The organism is Streptomyces griseosporeus (assembly GCF_014656055.1).
In the GTDB taxonomy this organism is placed as follows: Bacteria; Actinomycetota; Actinomycetes; order Streptomycetales; family Streptomycetaceae; genus Streptomyces; species Streptomyces griseosporeus.
In genome coordinates this window covers 197505-220383 of sequence record NZ_BNBR01000002.1, presented here as the reverse complement: position 1 = coordinate 220383, position 22879 = coordinate 197505, and the positions used below count along the sequence as shown (strand labels likewise).

Annotated in this window: 19 protein-coding genes; 12 read left to right on the top strand and 7 right to left on the bottom strand. The window is 71.2% G+C overall.

What is annotated here, in order from left to right:
* Window positions 1–32: 32 nt before the first annotated feature.
* Window positions 33–512, top strand: a complete 480-nt coding sequence (locus IE308_RS10030; protein WP_190217572.1) for an ATP-binding protein — start codon at window positions 33–35, stop codon at window positions 510–512.
* A 152-nt stretch (window positions 513–664) separates the two neighbouring features.
* Here the strand turns inward: IE308_RS10030 and IE308_RS10025 are convergent, their stop codons facing one another.
* A complete protein-coding gene (locus tag IE308_RS10025) occupies window positions 665–2401 on the bottom strand; it encodes a SpoIIE family protein phosphatase (RefSeq protein WP_190217571.1) in 1737 nt (578 codons plus the stop codon).
* 330 nt (window positions 2402–2731) lie between these two features.
* Here IE308_RS10025 and IE308_RS10020 point away from each other — a divergent pair, with 330 nt between their 5' ends.
* Entirely contained in the window at window positions 2732–3487 is a 756-nt protein-coding gene (locus IE308_RS10020) for a hypothetical protein (protein ID WP_190217570.1), read from the top strand.
* 79 nt (window positions 3488–3566) lie between these two features.
* On the opposite strand, the gene IE308_RS10015 is transcribed toward IE308_RS10020, so the two are convergent.
* Entirely contained in the window at window positions 3567–4469 is a 903-nt protein-coding gene (locus IE308_RS10015) for a Rieske (2Fe-2S) protein (protein ID WP_190217569.1), read from the bottom strand.
* Window positions 4470–4742: 273 nt separating this feature from the next.
* On the opposite strand from IE308_RS10015, the gene IE308_RS10010 reads away from it, so the two are divergent.
* Together IE308_RS10010 and IE308_RS10005 are read left to right on the top strand one after the other, a co-directional pair.
* On the top strand, window positions 4743–6011 hold the full coding sequence (locus IE308_RS10010; protein ID WP_229908809.1) for a PP2C family protein-serine/threonine phosphatase: 1269 nt from the start codon (window positions 4743–4745) through the stop codon (window positions 6009–6011).
* A 43-nt stretch (window positions 6012–6054) separates the two neighbouring features.
* The gene (locus tag IE308_RS10005) at window positions 6055–6855 is read left to right on the top strand and encodes a phosphotransferase (RefSeq protein WP_190217568.1); all 801 of its coding nucleotides are present in this window, start codon (window positions 6055–6057) and stop codon (window positions 6853–6855) included.
* Between the two features lie 8 nt (window positions 6856–6863).
* Here IE308_RS10005 and IE308_RS10000 read toward each other — a convergent pair whose 3' ends face one another.
* Window positions 6864–7310, bottom strand: a complete 447-nt coding sequence (locus IE308_RS10000) for a MarR family winged helix-turn-helix transcriptional regulator (protein ID WP_229908808.1) — start codon at window positions 7308–7310, stop codon at window positions 6864–6866.
* Between the two features lie 181 nt (window positions 7311–7491).
* On the opposite strand from IE308_RS10000, the gene IE308_RS09995 reads away from it, so the two are divergent.
* Both IE308_RS09995 and IE308_RS09990 read left to right on the top strand, forming a co-directional pair.
* A complete protein-coding gene (locus tag IE308_RS09995) occupies window positions 7492–8988 on the top strand; it encodes an MFS transporter (RefSeq protein WP_229908807.1) in 1497 nt (498 codons plus the stop codon).
* Between the two features lie 29 nt (window positions 8989–9017).
* The gene (locus tag IE308_RS09990; RefSeq protein ID WP_190217567.1) at window positions 9018–9812 is read left to right on the top strand and encodes a maleylpyruvate isomerase family mycothiol-dependent enzyme; all 795 of its coding nucleotides are present in this window, start codon (window positions 9018–9020) and stop codon (window positions 9810–9812) included.
* Window positions 9813–9834: 22 nt separating this feature from the next.
* Here the strand turns inward: IE308_RS09990 and IE308_RS09985 are convergent, their stop codons facing one another.
* On the bottom strand, window positions 9835–11442 hold the full coding sequence (locus IE308_RS09985; RefSeq protein WP_506005317.1) for a DUF4246 domain-containing protein: 1608 nt from the start codon (window positions 11440–11442) through the stop codon (window positions 9835–9837).
* A gap of 72 nt (window positions 11443–11514) precedes the next feature.
* On the opposite strand from IE308_RS09985, the gene IE308_RS09980 reads away from it, so the two are divergent.
* Window positions 11515–12849 carry a hypothetical protein gene (locus IE308_RS09980; RefSeq protein ID WP_229908806.1) on the top strand — a complete coding sequence of 445 codons (1335 nt, stop codon included), beginning with the start codon at window positions 11515–11517 and terminating at the stop codon, window positions 12847–12849.
* 119 nt (window positions 12850–12968) lie between these two features.
* Here the strand turns inward: IE308_RS09980 and IE308_RS09975 are convergent, their stop codons facing one another.
* Window positions 12969–14531, bottom strand: coding sequence for a pectate lyase family protein (locus IE308_RS09975; protein WP_190217565.1), 1563 nt, complete (start codon window positions 14529–14531; stop codon window positions 12969–12971).
* A gap of 652 nt (window positions 14532–15183) precedes the next feature.
* On the opposite strand from IE308_RS09975, the gene IE308_RS09970 reads away from it, so the two are divergent.
* The 4 genes from IE308_RS09970 to IE308_RS09955 all read left to right on the top strand — a co-directional run bounded on the left by IE308_RS09970 (window position 15184) and on the right by IE308_RS09955 (window position 18340).
* Window positions 15184–16551, top strand: a complete 1368-nt coding sequence (locus IE308_RS09970; protein ID WP_190217564.1) for a pyridoxal phosphate-dependent decarboxylase family protein — start codon at window positions 15184–15186, stop codon at window positions 16549–16551.
* 210 nt (window positions 16552–16761) lie between these two features.
* Window positions 16762–17502 (top strand): hypothetical protein, encoded by a 741-nt coding sequence (locus tag IE308_RS09965; RefSeq protein ID WP_190217563.1) that lies wholly within the window; start codon window positions 16762–16764, stop codon window positions 17500–17502.
* A gap of 133 nt (window positions 17503–17635) precedes the next feature.
* Complete coding sequence (locus IE308_RS09960) at window positions 17636–17851, top strand: hypothetical protein (RefSeq protein ID WP_190217562.1); 216 nt, start codon at window positions 17636–17638, stop codon at window positions 17849–17851.
* A gap of 318 nt (window positions 17852–18169) precedes the next feature.
* Window positions 18170–18340, top strand: a complete 171-nt coding sequence (locus tag IE308_RS09955; RefSeq protein WP_110625987.1) for a hydrophobic protein — start codon at window positions 18170–18172, stop codon at window positions 18338–18340.
* A gap of 123 nt (window positions 18341–18463) precedes the next feature.
* On the opposite strand, the gene IE308_RS09950 is transcribed toward IE308_RS09955, so the two are convergent.
* On the bottom strand, window positions 18464–20446 hold the full coding sequence (locus tag IE308_RS09950) for an APC family permease (RefSeq protein ID WP_190217561.1): 1983 nt from the start codon (window positions 20444–20446) through the stop codon (window positions 18464–18466).
* Window positions 20447–20753: 307 nt separating this feature from the next.
* On the opposite strand from IE308_RS09950, the gene IE308_RS09945 reads away from it, so the two are divergent.
* Entirely contained in the window at window positions 20754–21602 is an 849-nt protein-coding gene (locus IE308_RS09945) for a class I SAM-dependent methyltransferase (protein WP_308440093.1), read from the top strand.
* A 114-nt stretch (window positions 21603–21716) separates the two neighbouring features.
* Here IE308_RS09945 and IE308_RS09940 read toward each other — a convergent pair whose 3' ends face one another.
* Entirely contained in the window at window positions 21717–22727 is a 1011-nt protein-coding gene (locus IE308_RS09940) for a LysR family transcriptional regulator (RefSeq protein ID WP_190217560.1), read from the bottom strand.
* Window positions 22728–22879: the final 152 nt, after the last annotated feature.

Genomic DNA, 22879 nt, shown 5'->3' with positions numbered 1-22879 from the left:
AGGTGTGAACGGGGTGGCGAAAGCGGGCCGTGATGGAACCAGTTCCAGTGGATGAGGAGGGCACCGCACCGGACGAGCAGCAGCTGCGGACCACGGTGGCGCTGTCGGGCGACAGCACGGACATCGCCCAGGCGCGCCACCTGGCGGCGCAGTTCCTCGCCCGGGTGCAGGCCGAAGCGGGCCTGCCCGTCTCGCGGCGAGCAGTGGACGTGACCCGGCTGGTGGTCAGCGAGCTGATCACCAACGCCCACAAGCATGCGCCCGGTCCGGTGCTGATGGATCTGCGGATCGCCGGCGACATGGTCGAGGTGGTGGTCTGGGACTCCGAGCCGGTGCTGCCGGTGGCCCGCTCCGCGGACGCCGGGCGGGTCGGGCAGCACGGTCTGGAGATCGTGATGGCGGTGTCCCAGGGCTTCGAGGTCCAGCGGGAACCGGTGGGCAAACGCATCACCGCCCGCATCGCCCTGCTGGACGATCCCGGCGGCGCCGTCGCAGGGCGTAGCCCCGAGTAGCTTGCGCGCACCTTTGCGGGGAGGGGCAGTGGTGCGGGCCGAGTCCGTCGGCCCGGTGAGCGGTCGACAGTGCTGCGGGCAGGCGGGCAGGAATGTTCTGACGGAGGTCGGTCCGGCCCCCCGGTGGGGAGATTCCGTCGGACCAGGGGATGTCACACCCGCTCGGGTGTCCGCAGGGCGAGGAGCGCGACGTCGTCGTCGTTGGCGGCCGGGCGGACCCTGCGCAGCAGCTGGTCGGTGAACGAGGCCAGGGGCCGGTGGGCGAGGGCGGCGGCGTGCCGGCGCAGCCGCTGCAGGCCGTCGTCGACGGTGTGGCCGGGCTCTTCGATCAGTCCGTCGGTGTACAGCACGAGCGTGGAGCCCGGCGGCAGCACGACGCTCGCGTCGGTGCGCGGTCTGCCGGCTCCGGTTCCCAGCAGAATGCCGTGGCCGTCGGTCAGGTAACGGGTCAGGCCGTCGTGGCTGATCAGCAGGGGCGGTGGGTGGCCCGCGTTGGTCCAGGACAGCTTCCAGTGGCCGTCGCCCACTTCCTCGATGCGGGCGAGCACCAGGGTGGCCATGGTGACCTCGGTGATCTGCATGATCGCCTCGTCGAGCCGACTGACGATCTGGCTCGGGGGTTCTTGCAGCGCCCAGGCGTAGGCGCGGAGCATGTTGCGCACCTGTGCCATGCCGGCCGCGGCCTCCAGGTCATGGCCGACGACGTCCCCGACCGCCAGCGCGGTGGCGCCGTCGGACAGCGAGAAGGCGTCGTACCAGTCGCCGCCGACCTGGGAGGCGTCGGGCGCGGGCAGGTAGCGGGCCGTCATCTGCAGTCCCGGTACATGGGGCATCTGGGGCAGCAGGTGATTCTGCATGGTCTCGGCGACCTTGCGCTGACGCTCGTACAGGCGTGCGTTGTCCAGCGCGAGCCCGGCGCGGCGCGCGATGTCCTCGATCAGGGGCAGGTCGGCCGTCGTGAACGTGCCCGGATGCGCGGCACGGCCCAGGGTGAGTGCTCCCAGGACCTCGCGGGTGCTGCGGATGGGGGCGATGGCGGCGGAGCGGATGCCGGTGGTGTCGAACAGGCGGCGCTGTTCCACGGCGATCCCGGAGTCCGGTTCCTGCCGGTAGGTCTCGGGCCCGGCCACGGTGGACGCGACTCCGCGCAGGGCCCTGGACAGCGGCATGGGGGAGTGCGGCGGGATCGGTGGCATCGGACCCTGGAGGTCCTCGCGGTGCAGCAGGGTGTCCCCGTCGGCGTGGACGACGATGCTGCGCCACAGCTCGTCGCGCTCGGCGATCAGATCGACGATCGCCCAGTCCGCCAGCCGGGGCACGACCAGTGTCACCAGACGGCGCAGCGCCTCTTCGACGTCGAGGGTGGAGGTGAGCTGTGTGGTGGTCTCGGCCAGCAGGGCGAGCCGGTCCAGTTCCGACAGCGGTGTGCTCGACGAGCCCGGCTCCCCTTCGGGTGTCTGCCGGCGGTCGCAGCTGTGGAAGACGACGAGCGTGCCGCTGTCGTGGCCGATGTCGTACGGGGTGATCAGCCAGGAGATGGGCAGCACCGAGCCGTCCCCGCGGGCGAAGTAGTCCTCCTCCACCTGGGCCGTACTGCCGATGTGGAACGCCTGCCGCACGGTGCACTGGGTCCTCGACAGGCGCTGGCCGTGGGCGTCCCGGTGCAGCAGGTCGTGCGCGTCCCGGCCGATGAGCTCGGAGGCCGGACGGATCAGCATCTTCTCGGCGAGGGAGTTGACGGCCAGGATGCGGCCTTCCGCGTTCACCACGTAGGCGCCGGTGCCGATGGCTTCCAACGCGTCGGTCAGCGCGGCAGCGGGTGTGGCTCCGGCCTGTGTCGCTCCGGCCTGCCGCCTCGTGTAGGGCGCCGCCTGCTCAGGCCCTGCCATTCCCGTCCCCTTGCTCGAATCCCGGTGTCTGTCCGCCGACGGCACATCCGCTCGCCGGCCTGCCCTTTGCCACATGCCCCCGCTTCACGCCGGAACGCCTCCCGAAAGGGCCGCCCGTCCGGAAGCCCCGGCTCGGCGGGCGGGGCCTGCCCACAACGCCGCGGCTCTCTCCAACAGTCTCCACCCGCCACCCCCGAGCGGCTCGCCGCCCACGGCCGTCGTGACATCGACGACGTCCCCGCGGCCGGGATTCTTCTGCACAGCGGCCAACGGGACCGGGCGCCGGCCCTTGCCCCCGTTCCGGCGTCTTCGGCACGCTTGAATGCGAGGGTGATGAACTGGGGGCGCCCGTACGTACCTCGGACCGATGAGCTCCTGCCGGCGCTCCTGGATCAGGTGGAGGCCGGGGGCGTCAGCGAGAGCGTGTGGCGCGAGCTGTGGACGATGCTGTGCGGAGAGGGGGAGACCCTCGTCCCGGGCAGTCCGGCCGCGCTGCCACGTCTGGTCGCGCTCGCCCGAAGCGAGACGCAAGCGCTGGAGATGGCCGGGGCGATCGTGCGGAGCGCGATGACGGACGACCAGGGCGAACTCATGTTCGTGGAGAGTGCCGACGCCATCGCGGAGCTTCGGGAGCTGGTGGACCGTCGCCTCCGAACGCGCCCGGCTGACTACATCTGGGGCTTCCGCACCCTCCTGGCGATCGAGGGGCAGTTCCACTGGAGCGCCGCCCTGGGTGACTTCAGCGATGACTTCTACGCGGTGCCCTGTCCGCACTGCTCCCTGAACGTGACCATCGCCATCGGCGGATACGGGACCTACTCCGCCCGCCGGGACTGGGACGCCTGGGACGTCGACCGACGCGATCTGCGGCCGGCGTCCGTCGCGGAGCTCGACGGCACAGGTCGGTGGATGTACGACCTCGCGGTCCGTGACGGTCAGGACCGGCTGGCCGAGAGGATCAGGTATCTCATGGGCCGCGCGGAGTGTCCGCGCTGTGCCAGCGTCTTCGGGATTGCGGACGAGTACGCGGCCGCCAATCTCCCCCCGCTGTCTTCCGTTCCGCTTACACGTTCCTGGACCGAATGACAGACGGCTGTTCGGGCCACGTCAGTCCGCGGGCCGGCCGTTGCTGTGGCCGCGGTCAGCCCCCGTGCCCATCGGCCCCTTACGGCAAGGCCTCCGCCGTCGACGGGCTGCTCTCGGCGGATGACTCTTCCGGCAGACGCACCTCGACGTGGCCGTCGACGATGCGGGTGTCGAAGGCGGGCTGGGGAGCGGTGGCCGGGCCGCGTACGTTCCAGCCGTCGGAGAGCCGGAAGACGCTGCCGTGCCAGGGGCACCGCACACATCCGTCCTCGACGGTTCCCTCGGACAGGGGCCCCGCCAGGTGGCTGCACCGGTCGGCCAGCGCGTGGACGGCCCCTCCGGGCTCGCGCACCACCAGGACCGGCACGTCGTCCACGCTGCGCCGCACCGCCTGGCCCGCCGGGAAGTCGGCCACGGCGCCGATGCGGTGCCAGCCCTCCGAGACGACGTGCGGCACCTCCTCGGCGTGGTTGGCGCCCGCCGCCTGCCGGTAGGCGAGGTGGCCGCCCAGCATGCCGCCGGTCGCCGCCGCCGTCAGGCCCAGGTAGGCGAACCCCCGCCCGGCCCCGGTACGGCCCTTGGCGCGGCACACGAGCGAGGCGGCGTACAGCCCGACGGCCGCGGTGTTGGCCAGCGCGTGCACCAGGCCGACCCGCTGCTGCGGGCGGTGCAGCTCGGCCCAGTCGACGGCACCGGCCAGCGCGGCGGGAGCGGCGGCGGCCAGCCCGACGCCGATGAGAAGGCTCGCCTCTCGTGACCGGCTGGGACGCAGGTCCAGCACCGCGGCGGAAAGCCAGCTCCCGATGGGGACCTGGACCATCAGGGGATGCACCGGATGGCCGAGCCACCTGCCGTGCAACAGGTCCCGGCCGCCGCCCAGCGGAAGAGCGCGCACGCCCCGGCCGACCAGGTCCATGACGGTGTCCGCGCGAGGCTGCCGTTCCAGGCCGTCCAGCAGCCGCAGCACTCGGTTCTGCCCCATCCGGCGACGTAGCGTGCGTGTCATGAGTCGCAGGGTCCCCCCACCCCGCAGGGGGTAAACGGCCGGTTGCCCCAGGTGGAGGCGCGCGGTCACCCGGTCGCGCCGCGCCAGATCGTCGTCGCCGGCGACCGGGCGGCAAGCTGCCGGGCCGTCCACCAGCCGCCATCGACCGAAGAGCGGCGATACACCCCGGGACCCCGCAACCGAAGAGGGGCAGACTGATAGCGACGCACCTGTCGGCGGACGGCGTTGATGCCGTGCCGAGGAAAGAGAGTGCTGGCTGTGGAGGACCGCGACCGCGACGGCCGGGGGATGCTGGAGGGCCTGCTGGCCGCCAGCCACGTGATGCCCTTGGAACTCCTGCCCGCCCGGGTCACCGAGCACGCGGCGGCCGCGGGCATGACCGAGGTGCTGATCTACGTCGGGGACGTGCAGCGCCACGCGTTGCGGCTGCTGACCGGCCGCGGCGAGGACGCCGGGCAGGCGACGGACGGTGCGCAGGCCGAGCTGAAGGTCGAGGGAACGCTGCCGGGGCGGGCCTACCAGCACGTCCAGGTCGTGCCCGACAGTTCCGCCCCCGCCGAGCAGCACCGCTGGTGGGTGCCGTTGCTGGACGGCACCGAGCGGATCGGGGTGCTGCGCGTCACCGCGGCCGACGACTCGGAGCGGGTACGGCGGGACATGGAGGCGCTGGCGTCCGTGATCGCGCTGATCCTGGTCAGCAAGCGCGGGCACAGCGACTCCTACGCCCGGCTCACCCGCACGGAGCCGATGGACATCGCCGCCGAGATGCAGTGGCAGCTGATGCCGCCGCGCACCTATGCCGACGGGCGTGTCGTGATCTCCGCGGCGATGGAGCCGGCCTACCGCATCAGCGGTGACGCCTTCGACTACGCCACGGCCGGACCGGTCGTGCACCTGTCGATCTTCGACGCGATGGGACACGACACCGCCGCGGGGCTGACCGCGAACCTCGCCATGGCCACCTGCCGGAGCTTCCGCCGTCGGAAGGCCGGACTGGTGGAGCTGACCGAACGGATCGAAGAGGCCCTGATCGAGCAGTACGGCCAGACCCGCTACGCGACCGGGGTGGTCGCCGACCTGGACACCGGCACCGGTGTCTTCACCTGGGTCAACCGCGGTCACCACCCGCCGGTCATCATCCGTGGCGGGCGCTGGATCAGTGAGCTGCGCTGCCGTCCCGCCCACCCCATGGGCACGGGGCTCGGACTGCCGGTCGTCCTGTGCCGCGAGCAGCTGGAGCCGGGTGACCGGATCGTGTTCTACACGGACGGGATCACCGAGGCCCGGGGCTCGAAGGGGGTGGAGTTCGGCCTGCAGCGGTTCATCGACTTCCTCATCCGCCACCACGCCGACGGCCTGCCCGTGCCCGAGACCCTGCGCCGTCTCGTCCGTGCTGTGCTGGAGTACCACGACGGTCGGCTGGAGGACGACGCCACGGTGCTGGTCTGCGAATGGCTCGGCCACGACCCGGACGCCACCGCGGAGGCCAGGGCCCTGACCGGCCTCACCCGCATGTGACCGCCCATACCCGCGTCTCCGGCGCGGCGGTAGCGTGATCGCCATGACGGCTGAGGGCGAGGCGCTGGTCGGCGGAATGGTGAACACGGGGGCGGTCTTTCGCCGGGGTGCGCTGGTGGAGCGGCCGGCGCCACGCCATGCGCGCGCTCTGCACGCCTACCTTCTGGAGCTGAGGGAGCGCGGCTTCGACGCGGCGCCGGCGCCCGTCGGTCTCACCGCCGACGGCCGTGAGCGGCTGACGTTCCTCCCCGGCGACGTGGCTCTGCCGCCGTTCCCGGACTGGGCGATGACGGAGGCCGCCCTCGCGTCCGTCGGCAGCCTGCTGCGGCGCCTGCACGAGACCGGTAGGGCCGTCGCGGTCGACACGCGCGCCGACTGGCCGCGGGACCTGGCCGACCCGGAGGGGGGAACGATGCTGTGCCACAACGACGTATGCCCGGAGAACGTCGTCTTCCGCGACGGTCGTGCGGCCGCACTGATCGATTTCGACATGGCGGCGCCGGGCCGCCCTCTCTGGGACATCGCCATGACCGCCCGCTACTGGGTGCCGATGCTCGACCCCGAATCCGCGGCAGGCCTTTACCCCTCAGGGCTGGACGCGCCCGTACGGCTGCGGATCCTCGCCGACGGCTACGGCCTCCCGGCGGACGAGCGCGCCGAACTGCCCGGCGTCATCGAGCAGGCCACCGAGGTGTGCCGGACCTTCGTATCCCGACGTGTGGCCGACAACGACCCCGTCTACCTCCAGGCACTCGCCGACCGCGGAGGATGGGAGCGCTGGGACCGTGTGCAGACATGGCTGGCGAACCACCGCGAGACGTTCATGGCCGCCCTGCTCGACTGACCTTTCTCTCAGGCGCGGGCGGCAGCGGGCTGCGGGGTGAAGACGCGCTCCAGGAGGGCGCCCAGGGCGGCCCGCTCGTCTTCGTCCAGCCGGTCCAGACCCGCGAGCGTGCGGTGCATGTTGCCGCGGATCACGTCGATGACCCGCTCGCCCTCCGCCGTCAGTACGACGTTCTTGACGCGCCGGTCGGAGGCGCTCGGCTCGCGGCGCACCAGGCCTCGCTTCTCCAACCGGTCGACGATCCCGGTCATGTTGGAGGCGTCGCAGGTCAGCGTGGTGGCCAAGGTGCTCATCGAGGCCGGTCCCCGGCGCAGCACATTCAGTGTCTTGCCCTGGCTGGCCGTGAGGTTCTCGTCGGCGGCGGCCACGGTGAAGTCCCCGTAGTAGGCGGCCAGTGACGCCGAGAGCAGCTCCATGAGCCGGGCGGAGTCGACGCGGGGGAGTGCTGCTGTCATGTGCGTCACCCTACGCCGGAAAACTTGACGATCTCAAATACCGCTGGCTACGGTCCTGGCAATTGCTTGAAGTCCTCAAGCTTCGAGGTCCTCAAGCTTCCACGTTCTCAAGTTTCACCGTTCCGCGGCCCCGGCGTGCTCCCGTTCGCCGAGGCCGAGGTCTCACCGAGGAAGAGATTCCGTGTCACAAGCACTGCGCACGGCCGGCCCGAGACGCGCACCGGACAGCGTGCTGATCCTCACCCTGGGGCTCGCCGCGATGGTCGTCTCGATGATGCAGACGCTGGTCGTGCCGATCCTGGGCATCATCCAGAACGATCTGCACGCCGGCACGGCGAGCGTCAGCTGGGTGACCACCGCCACGCTGCTGTCGGCCGCCGTCTTCACCCCGCTGCTCGGCCGCTTCGGCGACCAGCACGGCAAGAAGGCCACCCTGGTCGGTGTTCTCCTCGTGATGGTCGCCGGCTCGGTGCTCGCCGCCACGACCACCTCGCTGACCTGGCTGATCGTCGGCCGGGTGATGCAGGGAGCGGCGACCGCGATCTTCCCGCTCGCCCTCTCCGTCCTGCGCGAGGAGATCGAGCCGGTGAAACTGCCCGGCGCCATGGCCCTGGTCAGCGGCACCCTCGCGTTCGGCAGCGGACTCGCGCTGGTCGGCGCGGGGCTCCTCACCCGGGGCGCCGACCCCGACTACCACCGGGTGTTCTGGCTCGCGGTGGCGCTGGCGGTGGTGGCGCTGGCAGGCGTGTGGTTCGCCGTGCCCGCCTCCCGGACGGCGACGGGAGGGCGGACGGACTGGCTGGGCGCGGCCACCCTGGGAGCGCTGCTCGTGCTGCTGCTCCTGCCCGTCTCGCAGGGGCACGAGTGGGGATGGACGTCCGGCCGTACCCTCGGCTCCTTCGCCGGAGCGGCCGTCATGGCGGCGGTGTGGGTCGTGACCGAGAGCCGGGTCAAGGAGCCCATGGTGGACATGAAGATGTTCACCCACCGGCCCGTCCTCTTCACCAACCTCGCCGGGCTGCTGCTCGGGTTCGCGATGTTCGCCCAGTTCATCGGCGTCTCCTACCTCGTCCAGATGCCCGAGGACATCGCCGGCTACGGCTTCGGCGCCTCCGTGCTCCGCGCCTCCGTCGTGTACCTGCTGCCGACCACGCTCGTCTCGCTCGTGGGATCGCAGTTCGGCGGAGTGCTGGTGGGCCGGCTCGGCGCCCGCGTCACCCTGGCCGCCGGGGCCTGCTTCGGCGTCGTCGGCTTCACGTGGCTGACCGTGGCGCACGAGACGTCGGCCTCGGTGATCGGCGCCGGCATGGTCATCGGTCTCGCGATCAGCTTCGGTTACGCCGCCATGCCCGCCCTCATCGTGGCGAGCGTCCCCGCCCACCAGTCCGGCATCGCCAACGGCATCAACTCCATCTCCCGCTCCGTCGGCAGCGCCGTCGCCAGCGCGGTGATCACCACACTGCTGGCGTCGAAGACCATCCGGCTGCCGCACGGCATGCCCGCGCTGCCCCAGGAGAGCCAGTTCACGATCGGCTTCGCGCTCGCCGGCGCGGCCTTCGCCCTGGTGGTCGCCGTGTCCCTCGTCGGCATCAAGTCGGCGCACGCACCTCGTACACCCGTCCTGAGGAAGGCCGCCGAAAGCCGTACCCCGGCCGTCCTCGACCAGCCGTCCCGCTGACCCGCACCTTCCCGGAAAGGCAGCTCACGATGAGCATCTCCGACCCCACGCAGGCCTCTGTCGTCCCCCCGGTCGATCACCGCGCGGCGGTCGCGGCCGAGACCGCGCGGTTCGTCGCCGCGCTCCGCGGCGCCGACCTGAGCACCGCCGTGCCCAGCTGCCCCGACTGGACACTGGCCGACCTGGTCAGGCACACGGGCAGCGTGCAGCGCTGGTTCTCCGTCCTGCTTCGGTCACGTATCCAGGAGCCTCCGCGCACCCGTGAGGTGGACCTGCGGCTGCCGGAGCGGGAGGACGGCTACCCCGACTGGCTGGCCGAGAGCGCGACCGTGGCCGCCGAGGCCTTCGCGGCCACGGACCCGGACCTGCCGATGTGGGCGTGGGGCGTCGACCAGCACGCCCGCTTCTGGGCCCGCCGCATGCTCTTCGAGACGCTGCTGCACCGCGCCGACGCCGAACTCGCCCTCGGCCTGACGCCCGCGATCGACCGTTCCCTCGCCGTCGACGGCATCGACGAGTTCCTCGTCAACCTGCCCTTCGCCACCTTCTTCGCACCGAAGGTCGCCGACCTGCGCGGCCCCGACAGGACCATCCGCTTCCGTACGACCGACGGCGACGAGTCCTGGCTCGTGCGCCTGCGGCCCGACGGCTTCGGCCTGGAGGAGGCCGGCGCGACCGCGGACACCGCCGACGCGACCGTCCGGGGAACCGCGGCCGACCTGCTCCTGCTCGTCTACGGCCGCCTGCCCTACCGGGCGCAGGCCCTCGCCCACGAGGGGGACGAGGACCTGCTGACCCACTGGTTCGCGCACTCCGCCTTCTGAACGGCCCGGAGCGCGCCGGCCCTCAGTGCTCGCAGAGGGAGAACTCCCGCTCGTAGAGCTGCTCGTTGTGTTCGTCGACGAAGAACTTGCGTTCCCGCATGAGTTCCTCGCGGTAGGCCTTGGCCTGCTCCAGCGTCATGGTCGAGGTGTCGGACCACGGCTGCTGGGGCGGCACGTCGGACGTCGAGACGATCTGCTCCGACGGGTCGACCAGGAAGAACGCGAGGATCTTGCGGTGTCCCGGGCGGGTGGGGTCCGCGAGGCGGAACGAGCCGACGCGGTGCTGCAGGATGTTCGGGAACGCAAGGCAGCGGCCCTCCGGGGTCGACGCCGATCCCAGCACCTGGTTCAGCGCGTCCTCGTTCTCCAGGCCGTACACCTCACGCATGCCGTTGTCGTCGTTCTGCTCGTAGTGGGGGTCGTCGAGTGCGGCTCGGAAACTCAGCCGGCTTTCGGTGATGTTCTCGCTGTCGAAGTAGTGGATGCCGGTCGAGACGATCCGTTCGTTCAGCATCCCCTCGACATGCCAGGAACCGCCGGGGTACTCCGGCTTGTCGGGGGTGAGATGGATGGAGGCGAGCTTGACGATGACCTGGAGACGGCGCCCGCGCAGGCCGACCCGGGCGCTTTCGCCGGGCACCTCGGGCGCGGTGAACTCGGGGGCGTCCGGCACGACCGGCCGGCGGTTCTCCCACCAGTCGTCCTGGGCCTCTTCCCAGACGCGGACGGCTTCCGCGTGGGCCTCGTCGTCGCTGTAGGAGGACCTGTCCGGGTACTCCGGCTCCGACTCGTACCACCCATAGGGATCGGCCTCTATGCGCAGCGGCCGCGGATGGCGCAGGTCGGTGAGCACGTTCTCCCACAAGGGAAGGAACCGCGCGAACAGGTCCGGCAGGACGGAGGCCAGTTCGTGATGCTGCTCGGGGTGGACGTTGTTGACGTACGAGCGGAACGTGACCTCGCCGTCGTCACTGACGTCCACGTCCGTGGGCAGCCACTGGAACCTCTCCGAGAACTCGTGCTTCGAGTAGCGGTCCGTCGGGTTCCGCCACGCCCGCTCGGGCGCCCCGCTCACCTCCCTCACCAGACAGAACAGAGAGGGATGAACGAGATCCAGCACCTGGCCGTCCGAACCGGGATGCCAGTCCTTCTCCGCCTCGGGGACCTCCTCCAGCACCCGCACCGCCTCACGCAGCCGTGACCCGAGCTTGTCGTCGACCAGGGCGTCCGACTGCCACACCCCGTCGACGGCGGACACCTCTATGCCGGTCCGCCCGTCCCGCAGTGCCGCGTAATGCGCCAGTTCGGCCAGTACGTAGCGGATCTGCGCCTCGGTGAGGCCCTGGTCGATCGCCTCTCGCGTCCACCTGTCGACGATGTCGGCGTCGTTCATCTTCTCGAACCACCCCGGCTTCGCCCGGATGTGCGAGCTGCACTCCATCATCTGCAGTTCCCGCAGTGTCCGGGGCTGCGCGAAGGACAGGGAACGGGAAGCGTGAAACGGGAGCGGGAAAGCCGGCGTGCCGGTCAACTCTCTTGTTCCTCTCGGTCGATGAGCGGTGCCGGGCACGATACGTGAGCGCACTGACAACGCGGCCCTGGCCTCGGTCGCCCGAGGAAGTAAGATCATCGGACTCTTGGGCTTCCTGTGGGGAAACCGTGGTGGCCCCTCCGTGTTCTCGCCGTGATCGAAAGGATCTGTGTGAAGATCCCGCGTTCCCTCGCCGTCGCCGCTGCTGTCGCGGTCGTGACCCCCGTCGCCTTGTTCTCCGCCGCCCCAGCCTTCGCCGGCGAGGCGGCCGTAGGCCAGACACAGGACCAGCCGACGTACGCGGAGCTGGTGAAGGCCGCCGAGGGCGCGGGGAAGGCGTACGACCTGGCCGTCGCCGCCAAGGCGGAGGGGCGCGAGGAACTCGAGACCACCCTCGAGGAACTCGACTCGGACACGCATCCGCTGAAGGCCGCCGCCCTCGACACCGCGAAGGCCGCGAAGGCCGCCGCCGACGCCAGGACTGCCGCCGAGAAGGCGGTCACCGAGGCCAAGGCCAGGCTCGAAGCGGCCCAGAACGACACCGAGAGGGCCGAGGCCCAGCAGGCCCTCGACTCCGCGGAGGGCGATCTGGCGAAGGCGGTGACGGCGCAGCAGGCCGCCGCCGCGGCGGCCGAGAAGGCGCAGACCGCGCTCGACGACGCCCGGGTGGCGGCCGTCCGCAAGTACAGCCTCCTGGAGCAGGCCCTCGACAAGGCCCTCGCCGACAAGCAGGCCGCCGACAAGGCGCTCGCCGCCGCGAAGGAATGCGTCCGGGAGGCCGGACTGACCTCCCTCGCGGTCGGGCTGCCGTCGAAGCTCGTCGCCGGGACCACCGTCGACTTCACGCTGCGGGTGACCAACGGGACCACACGCACCCTGACCGTCGACCCCCTCGTGTCCATCCACGTGGCCGGTGAAGGCGCGGGGACGAAGAGCGTTCTCGGCGTGGAGTGGTCGGACGGCTCGCGGTGGCGGCCGCTCAGCGGCGAGGGATCCGAGCACATCGCGCACGTCGACGCGATGAAGCCGGGCGAGCACAGCGACGTGAAGCTGCGGATGAAGGCCGACTCGCCGGCCACGGCGAAGGACGCCCTCGCCCTCTTCGCCGGTGACGCCTCCGACGCCTACCGGCCGTGTGTACTGGGCCCGATGAAGCGCTACGACTTCCAGGTCCTCCCCGCCGGCAGCACCACGGACCCGGGCGACGACGCCGAGCCGGCGCAGCCGGGGGACCAGGACGACGCCCGGCCCGGTCCGGTCACGCCCGGGCAGGGAACCGGTGCCAGGCCGCAGGGCGGTGCCGCTCAGCAGGCGACCGGGGCGGCCGGGACGACTCAGGCGGCGGCCGCGGCCGGTACCGGGGGAGCGACCCTCGCGGCGACCGGTTCGTCCTCTGCGACGCTGCCGATGGCCGGGGCCGGCGCGGGCGCTGTCGTACTGGGTGCCGCGGCGGTTGCGGCGGTCCGACGCCGTACGTCGGGCTCCGGTTCGGCAAGGGCTATCTGACCCACCGCTGGACGTACGCGGCACACGGCAGCGCGTTCGGCCCGTCCCCTGCCGTCGGGCAGGAGAGGCGGTCCGAGGCGCCGCCGCGTGCCGCGCGGAGGATGCCCGGGGGTGCCGGATCAGGCGTAGGTCTCGAACTCGGCCACCTTCGGGGTGCCGGTGGCGCCGGTGATCTCGAAGGTGATCTTCTGCAGGGAGGTCCGCGCGAAGGAGATGACGCCCGCTCCGCTGCCGGTCTTCAGGACGGCACCCGTGTCGGCGTTGAGGAGCCGCCACGAGCCGATGGCGCCCACTGACCCGGCGGCTTCGCGGATGTTGACGCTCGACACGGCGGTGGGCGCACCCCACTTGATGGAGACGGAGCCCGTCGACCCGGACGGCGACCAGTAGGTGCTCAGGTTGCCGTCACGGACGTTGCCGTAGCTGGTGCCGTCGGCCTTGCTGGAGCCGTCGGAGCCGGCGCCGATGCTGAGGTTGGTGCCACTGGGCTGGCTCGGCGTGGGCGTCGGGGTGGGAGTGGGAGTGGGAGTGGGCGTGGGGGTCGGAGTCGGGGTAGGAGTCGGCGTAGGACTCTGCGGCGAGCAGTTGCCGTCGGACACTTGCAGGCCCTTGTTCGCGCCCGCCGTCCGGCTCACCACGTCGGGTACGCAGGAAGCGGCGTCGAGGGTGTAGGCGTAGGGGATGCTGACGGTGGTGTTGGACTGCGGGTCCGGACCGGCGGGGTGGCTGTCCGTACCGGGGGCGGACCAGGTGACGTTGTCGAAGATGTTGCCGCTGACCTGCCAGTAGCCGAGTTCGTCCGTGTAGAAGGTGCCCAGGACGTTGGCGGAGTCCTCGAAGTAGTTGTTGTCGACCTTCGCCTTGCCGCCGGCGCGGGAGTTGATGCCGGACTTGTTCAGGCTCACGTAGTGGTTGTTGTACATGTGGGCCGTGCCGCCGCGCAGCAGGGGCGTGCGGGAGTCGATGTTCTGGTACAGGTTGTGGTGGAAGGTGACATAGCCGTTGGACAGGTCGCTCTCGCTGGAGCCGATCAGGCCCCCGCGGCCCGAGTTGCGCAGGATGCTGTACGACAGCGTCACGTACTGCGTGTTGTCCTTCATGTCGAACAGGGCGTCGTAGCCCTCGGCTTCACCGCCCGACGCCTCCAGCGTGGCGTGGTCCACCCACACGTTGCGGACGTTGCTCTCCATGCCGATCGCGTCGCCGCCGTTGGAGGTGGGCGAGCCGGACTTCTTCACGTTCCGGACGGTGACGTTCTGGATGATGATGTTCTTGGACTCGCGGATGTGGATGCCGACTTGGTCGAAGACCGCGCCACTGCCCACGCCGACGATGGTGACGTTGCTGATCTGCTTCAGCTCGATCACGCCCGCGGCCGTGTTGCAGCTCGCGCCGGACACCTTCTCGGTGTTGGCGTGGTTGATGGTGCCCTCGACCTGGATGGTGATCGGGGTGCTGCTGCTGGCGCGCCCGCACAGCGCCGCGTGGATCTGGGTGCCCGTGGTGGCACGGACCGTCTGCCCGCCGGCCCCGCCGGTGGTCCCGCCGTTCTGGGTGGCGTAACCGGTGGCGCCGCCGGTGGCCGCGGACGCCTCGGACATCGACAGGGCGGCTCCCGCGGCGGTCGCGAGGGCCAACGCGGCTGTGGCGGCGGACAGTCGCAGGGCGACAGGTCTTTTCATTGGGGGCTCCTGGGGGTCGAGGTGATCGGTGCGGGTGTGCGGGTGTGCGGGTGTGCGGGTGTGCGGGTGTGCGGGTGTGCGGGTGTGCGGGTGTGCTGGCGGGGTGGTGCGGTTGGTCCGGGGTGCCGGTCGGCGGGAGTTCCCGGTGGCTCGGCGCCGCGCCACCGGTGCCGGGGCGCGTCAAGCGACCGTCCGGGGTCGCCGGACGGGCGTGGAGTCGCGTGGTCGCTCGGTGTGGTGCGGTGTGGTGCGCCGTCGGATGCGGCCGGAGGACCGGACAGCGTCGGACGGTTCCTTGCGGCTCGTGCACGCGTCGCGGTGGCCTCCGCGACCATCGCTTCCTCGGGCTGTCCCGGTGGCCCGGGGGGAGCGATCGGGAAAGCGCTTTCTGGCGGGAGACGATAGAGCTCGTTCGACCGGCTGACAAGAGCAGCGGCAGGATCTGGTTCACATGCTCGAATTCGCGGCCAGGTGCATGCCCTTGGCGAGCGTGAGGTTCGCACGTTTTACGGGTTGTAGCGGCAGGGCAGCTCGCGATTCCCTGCGAGGATAGATGCGTACATGAATATCGTTCATATAACTGGACACAGTGGTCGGCGTTTCGAGGGCGCCCCGCTTGCCTGGCGGCGGACGCCGTCCGATAGTCCGATACATGGACGAGCGCGAGGCGGCGCTCCACCGGGCGTTCGATCACGCGGTGCGCTGGCTGGCCGGCCTGTCGGAGCGGCCGGTACCCGCGCGTGCCTCGGTGGAGGAGGTCGTCCGCGCCTTGGGCACCGATCTGCCCGACGACCCCACCCCGGCCCCCGAGGTCGTCGACCTGCTCGCCACGGCCGGCGAACCGGGCCTGACCGCGTTCCCCAGCGGCCGCTTCTACGGCTTCGTCGTCGGCGGCACCCACCCCGCCGCCCTCGCCGCGGACTGGCTGGTCAGTGCCTGGGACCAGAATTGTGTGATGCGGGCCGCCTCACCCGCCTACGCGGCGGCCGAGGACATCGCCGCCGCATGGCTGCTGGAGCTGCTGCGTCTGCCCGCCACTGCCGGCGTCGGCTTCACCACCGGCGCCACCATGGCCAACTTCACCTGCCTGGCCGCCGCACGCGACACCGTGCTGGGCCGAATCGGCTGGAACGCGGCCCGGGACGGACTCTCCGGCGGACCCCCGGTACGCGTCCTGGCCGGCGCCGAGCGCCACATCTCCGTCGACCTCGCCCTGCGCTACCTGGGCCTGGGGGAGCCGGAGCTGATGCCGGCCGACGACCAGGGACGGATCCGGCCCGGCGATCTGCGGCAGGCGCTGTCCGACGGCGAGCCACGGCCGACGATCGTCGTGCTGCAGGCCGGCAACGTGCACTCCGGTGCGTTCGACCCGTTCCGGCAGGCGGTGAGCGCCGCACACGAGGCCGGCGCCTGGGTGCACGTCGACGGCGCCTTCGGACTGTGGGCCGCCGCCAGCCCCCGCCTCGCCCACCACACCGAGGGCTGCCAGGAAGCCGACTCATGGGCCACCGACGCCCACAAGACCCTCAACGTCCCCTACGACTGCGGGGTGGCCGTCGTCCGGGACGCGGGCGCGCTGCGGGCGGCGATGAGCCAGCAGGGCGCCTACCTGATCCATGACGCCCACGGTGACCCGGTCGACACGGTGCCGGAACTCTCCCGGCGCGGCCGCGCCTTCACCGTGTGGGCCGTGCTGCGCGCGCTGGGCCGCAGGGGCGTCGGTGACCTGGTCGAGGGGCTGTGCGCACACGCCAGGGCGTTCGCGACGGGCATCGGCGGCATCGACGGCGCCGAGGTCCTCAACGACGTGGTGTTCACCCAGGTCTGTGCCGCGTTCGGCGACGACGCGCGCACCGACCGGGTTCTTGCGCGGCTCCTCGACGACGGCACGGCCTGGATCAGCGGCTCCACCTGGCGGGGCCGCCGCATCATGCGCATCTCCGTCAGCAACTGGTCCACCACGGCCGACGACGTCGCCCGCACGCTGGACGCGATCCGCCGCGCGGCGGCTGCGGCCTGACGGCGCGTGCGTGGCATGGCCAGCCTCCGGCCCTGGACTTTGCGGGCCGGCGGGGGCCATCGGTGCTGCCGGCATGGGCAGTGCGCCGGCCTGGGGGTGGTCGGATGCCGGCGGGCGTGCCATACGGGGGAGGTTGGGGACGTAGGCGGGCAGGCCGAGGGCGTGAAGGGATATGCATCCCTCGTCCACGTTCCCCCGTCGGAGGTCGCAGTGAACCGCAGAAGGGTGCTGGCCGCGCTGGCCGGCGCGGCCGTGTGTGTCGGAGTACCGGGCGCCGCCGGGTGCGAGCGGGAGGCGGCGGACCGGGCCGCACCGCCCAACGGATCCCCGGCCCGCCCAGGCCCGCCGCGCTCCATGGTTCGAAGCCTGCCGGGCATCGGACCGGCCATGCTGGCCCGTATCCCGGCGAGCGCTCGGCAGGTGCTGACGGTCATCGGCGGGACGGCCGACACCAACGAGGCCCGGGCGATGCTCTACCAACTGGACCCGCACACGGGCTGGGTCCCCCTCGCGGGCCCCTGGCCGGCCCGCAACGGCCTGCGCGGCTGGACCGACGACCACGACGAGAACGACCTGCGCACCCCGATCGGTGTCTTCCCGCTCAGCGACGCCGGCGGGCTGCTGCCCGACCCGGGCACGCGGCTGCCCTACGACCAGGACGAGGCCTTCACCGCCTCCGGCACCGGCCATCTGGGCGAGCCGCTGGACGGGGCCTTCGACTACGTCATCGCCATCGACTACAACCGGGTGCCCGGCAGCAGCCCGTTGGACGAGACCCGGCCGCTGGGCGACCACAAGGGCGGCGGCGTGTGGCTCCACGTGGACCACGGCGGGCCGACCAACGCCTGCATCAGCCTGGACAAGGCGCACATGCTGGCCCTGCTGCGGGTCCTGGACGCGGCCCGGCGTCCGGTCGTGGTCATGGGCCCTGAGGCCGCGCTCAGGGCGTGACCACGCCCGGCGGCACTGACGTGACGGAGCCGTATCGAGGGGTCGGGCCACCGGAGTGGGCCGGATGGAGGATTCCCGCGTGGGCGGACGCGCCGTGTCGCTACTCGCCGGCCGGAGCCTCGTTGAACGGATCATGAAGATGAACCGGATGCTGGTCGTCGGCGCTTTCGCGCTGGCCGCCCTTGCCACCCCCTCCGTCGCACACGCCGCCGAACCCACCCCCCTCGCTTCACCAGTCGTGAATCCCCTCGGACTCCTGCCGGGCCTGTGGCCCAACCTGCAGCAGACCAACGAGGGCGCACCCCGAGAGGTGTCCGCCCTGGCCACCGCACTGGGCATCAAGGCCTGACCCTCGTTCTCCCACCGGTGGGCCCTCCTTGGTTCCGAGGGCGACCGACAAGGCCCTGTCAGCCGAAAGGCTGGACAGGGCCTTGTCGCAAAAAAAGGGGGGCCGCGAACGCCCACCGAAGCACCCCGGCGCGGCGTCGGCCCGGGCACCTACCGCTGGGTCGTGGAGAGACATGCTGGCGAGCCTATGGATGTCCAGCCAGTGCCGAGGGGAAGTGCGCAAGGAATCATCGTGCCCGGCATGCCGTGGAAGTAACGCGGATTTCTCGTGCGTATAAGGCCGGTCCAAGGGCATTCGATGGCCAGGAGGTTGATATCGATGGTTCCCCTGCTTCTGGTTCTTCTGCTGGCTCTGGTTCTCTTCGGTGCGGGTTTCGCGCTGAAGGCGCTCTGGTGGATCGCGGTGATCGTGCTGGCTGTGTGGCTGCTCGGCTTCGTCGTTCGCACGGCGGACGGTACGGGTCGGAAGGGCCGCTGGTATCGCTGGTGACCTAGGAATTCCTGAAAACGCATCAGCACATGCAATGCGGGCCCTGCCGGGGACGGCCGGGCCCGCATTGCATGTGTGTCAGACGCCGTTGCACCGAGTCGAGATCGGCCGGACCAACCGTGCCTAGCCGCCGACGTGAATACCGGGTCGGCGAGCCGGGTCGGGTTCGTGTTTGCGGATGATTTCGCGGGTGACGGGGGCGGTGTCGCCGCGGCCGAGGAGGAAGTAGCGGAACATGTGGACCAGCGGGCTTCCCTCGGCCCAGGCGAAGTAACAGTGCGGCTGCACACCGGTGGCGTCACGCAGCGCGAGGAGTATCGCGGCGATGGCGTTCGGTGCCGCGGGCGCGTCGGCGCGCAGGATGCGGTAGCCGTCGACTTCCACACCGCGCACGGTGAGGGCCTCGCTGAAGTCGGACGGGTCAACCACGTCGATCTCCAGGAACAGCACGTCGGCCCGCCCGGGCACGGGGTTGATATGACGCTGCTCGTCCTCCTTGCCGGCGTACTCGGCGGCGTCACCCGCCTGCCGCCGGTTGGCGATGATGTTGATGGACCGGTCGTAGGCGAGGGTGTCGGCGATGAACCGGCGTGCGGCCTCGTCGAAGACGATACGGTCGGCGCGCAGTTCGGTGGTGCGTGAGATGCGGGAGATCAGCGAGACGGCGAGGATCCCGGCGATGAACACCCCCGAGATGGCGATGCCGTCGGGCTTGTCGACGATGTTGGCCAGCAGGGCGTAGAGCAGCACCGCGGTCAGCGCCGCGAACCCGACACCGGCCGCGCGCCGTCGGCGACGGACGACGGAGACGGTGACGGCGAACGCGCCCGAGACCATCATGGCCAGGACACCGGTGGCGTAGGCGCCGGCCTGGGCGTCCACATCCGCGTCGAAGGCGATGGTGATGCCGACGGAGATGGCGGTGTAGACGAGGACGACGGGGCGCACCGCGCGTCCCCATTCGGGAGCCATGCCGTAGTCGGGCAGGTAGCGGGGGACGATGTTGACCAGCCCGGCCATCGCGGAGGCGCCGGCGAACCACAGGATCAGGATCGTGCTGATGTCGTAGACCGTGCCGAAGGCCTCGCCCACGTGCTCATGCGCCAGCCAGGCCAGCGCGCGGCCGTTGGCGGCTCCGCCCGGCTCGAACTCCGCCTTCGGGATGAGGACGGTGGTGACGAAGCTGGCGGACAGCAGATACACACTCATGATCAGGGCGGCGGTGGTCAGCAGCCTGCGGGTGTTACGGATACGCGAGCGCAGCCGCTGCTCGGGGTCGGTGCCCTCCGCGGCGACGAGCGGCATCATGCTCACACCCGTCTCGAAACCCGACAGACCGAGCACCAGCAGCGGAAAGGCCAGAAGGGCAGGGCCCGCCAGGTCACCGAATCCGCCTCCGGTGTCCGAGAGCGCGTCCGTCCACGCCGAGAGCGCACCCTCCGTGGTGAACACCTCGGCCAGGCCGACACCGATGATCACGGCGTTGAGCAGCAGGAAGACCGCCACCAGGGGGATGGCCACCATGACCGCCTCGCTGAACCCCAGGAGGAACACTCCGCCCAGGAGCAGCAGCAGCGTCACGGTGAGTCCCACTTCGTGCCCGTGGAGGGCCTGCGGGAAGAAGGGGTTCTCCACGACGTGCACCGAGGCGTCCGCCGTGGACAGGGTGATGGTGATGATCCAGGACGTGGCGACGAAGCCCAGCAGGACCAGCACGAACAGCTTGCCCCACCAGAACGGCAGCAGATCCTCCAGCATGGCCACCGACCCGGCCCCGTGCGGGCTCTCCCGGGCCACCCGCCGGTACATCGGCAGCATCCCGAGCAGCGTCAGACCCACGATGAGCAGGGTCGCCAGCGGGGAGACGGCACCGGCGGCGACCACGGCGATCGCCGGTACGTAGGCCAGGCTGGAGAAGTAGTCGACTCCGGTCAGGCACATCACTTTCCACCACGACTGCGGCTGGGCGTGCGCCTCGCCTGCGGCCGGCCCCACCGGCTGCACCCGGTGGTGCAGCAGCCACCGCGCCAGCCCACTGGTGGGCTGCGGTCGTAGCGCGGGGCTGTCCACCACCTCCGGTACGAGCGGCCCGTCCACGTCGTTCATGTCCCCCATCGCTTTCGAAAAGCCCTCTCGGGTGTCTTCTGGTGCGTCGGCACCACGGCACGATGATCGAGTATCCGCCCCACCACAGCCGTCACCCACGCGCCCCCCCGGTCAACGGACCGTGGCTTGCCGTGAGGCTGGGGCGGGGCTCCGTTCGTCCGAGAGGGGGATGGTCGGCTACGGATACAGGCAGCGGCGACCATCGATCACGCGGTCGCATGCCGACCGTACGCGCATCACCGGCTGACCGCGCCTGACGCTCGCTCCCCTCATCAGGCCCCTCAAATCGGTCCTCTACGCTGGCGCGGTGACTGATGAGCAGGAGCGGGTGCAGCCGTCGGGAGTGTGGGCCACCGCGGTGGGGGTGGCCAGGGTGCGGGCGTTGGAGACCGAGCGGAAGAACGCGCTGTTCCGCGATCCGCTGGCACGGGCCTTCGCCGCCGCCGGCGGCCTGTGGCCGTCCTCGCCGCCGCCCGATGACGAGGCCGCGCGGCGCCGCCGGCTGGCAGTGTCGTGGTCCATCGTGATCAGGACGAAGTTCCTCGACGACCTGTTGCAGCAGGCCTCCGCGTCCGGTGTGCGGCAGGTCGTGCTGCTCGGCGCCGGCATGGACAGCCGGGCCTTCCGGATGAACTGGCCCGAGGGCACCAGGCTGTTCGAGGTCGACACCGCCGCGCCACTGGACTTCAAGGCTGCGGTGCTGCGCCAGGAACGGGCCGTCGCACAGTGCGAGCGGATCACCGTCGCGGTGGATCTGCGGGAGGACTGGCCGGATGCGCTGGCCGCCGCAGGGCACGACCCGGCGGAGCCGACCGTGTGGATCGCCGAAGGACTGCTGATCTATCTGCCCGAGGACGCGGTGGAACAGCTGCTGGCCCGGATCAGCGAACAGTCGGCGGCCGGCAGCCGGATGGGGCTGACCTTGGGCTCGCGCGGCGTGATCGAGCGCTTCGGCGCGGACGCCGCGCCGGGATCGGCGGCGTCCATGTGGGTCTCCGAGATGCCCGACGACCCGGTGGCCTGGCTGGCCCGGCACGGCTGGGAAGCCGAAAGCCACAGCCTGCGCGAACGCGCTGCCGCCTACGGCCGTCCGTTCAGCACCCCGCCGCAGCGCGAGGACCAGCCCGGCGGACTGATCTCGGCGGCCCGCCGGTAGAGCGACTCCCGGGTCCGCGGGCCGTGGTGACAGTACGGTGAGGCGGCACGGGTCTACTCGTAACGTCATGGGCGCGCAGGAGCTCGCCTACCATCATCTGGCAGAGGCACTGGTCTAGCTCGAAGCCGCCGACGCGCCCACGGACGGGGGTGGTCCCGCGTCCGGTCGCCGTGCCGCGCTCAGGGACTGGCCGGACCGGGAACCGCGCTCCAGCCACGCGAGGTAGGCCGGTGCCTCCCGGGCCACGGTCCAGTAAGCCTCCTCTAGTGCCGGGTAGGCGTCGTCCAGTTCCTCCTCCGTTCGGGCGGCCAGCAGCAGGCGGACGCCTATCGGGTCGCCTTCCAGGGGGCGGATCGTGAGGTCCGGGCGGGGATGGGCGGTCGGCTGGCTGATCGTGACCACTTCGCCGGTGGCGGCGAGCGAGTAGGCGGTGAGGTAGTCGCCGTGCAGTATCTCCGAGTGCAGGCCCGCGGCCCGCAGCGCGCGGGCCAGGGCGTCCCACTCGCCGTCGACCGTGGCGTCCACCATCCAGCGGTCGCCGGCCAGGTCGGCGAGACGCACCCGCGGATGTAACGCCGCCGGGTGGTCCGCGGCGAGGGTGACGAACTGCGGTTCGCGCTCGACGAGCACCCGCACGTGCAGGCCGGGCGGGACGCGCAGCGGGCTGCCCTCGACCTCGTGCACGAAGGCCATGTCGAGGCGGCCGGCGGCGACCATGCCGAGCAGGGCGTTGGCGGACACGTTCATCTGGAGTGTCGGTTCGACACGCGGCTCACGTGCCCTCAGCAGCCGGAGCCAGCCCGGGATGGCGCGGCTCGCCGTGGCGCCGATACGCAGCTGGAACCCGTCGGCGGTCCGGGCCGCCGCCGCCCTGGTCTCGGTGACGATCGCGGCGAACTCGGCCACCAGCGGCCGGGCCCGGCTGAGCACCACGAGCCCCAGCGGGGTGGGCCGGCAGCCGGTCCGGTCACGGACGAAGAGCTGAGCCCCGAGGGTGCGCTCGATGCGCCGCAGCTGAGTGCTCAACGACGGTTGTGCCAGCCCCAGTTGACGTGCGGCTTTGTGCAGGCTGCCGGTGTCGGCGATGGCACAGAGAACGCGCAGGTGCCTCACCTCCAACTCCATGGGGGGAGAGTAGGGCGGCAGGGCATGTGACACCAGATGTTCAAGGTCCAACAGTTATGGCGAGTTGGCCGCCGATAGCCCGGTGCTATCCCCGATTGCCATCATCCGCAGCCCCGTTGGTCTGCCCGAGACTCACTGGCAACCGATCGTTC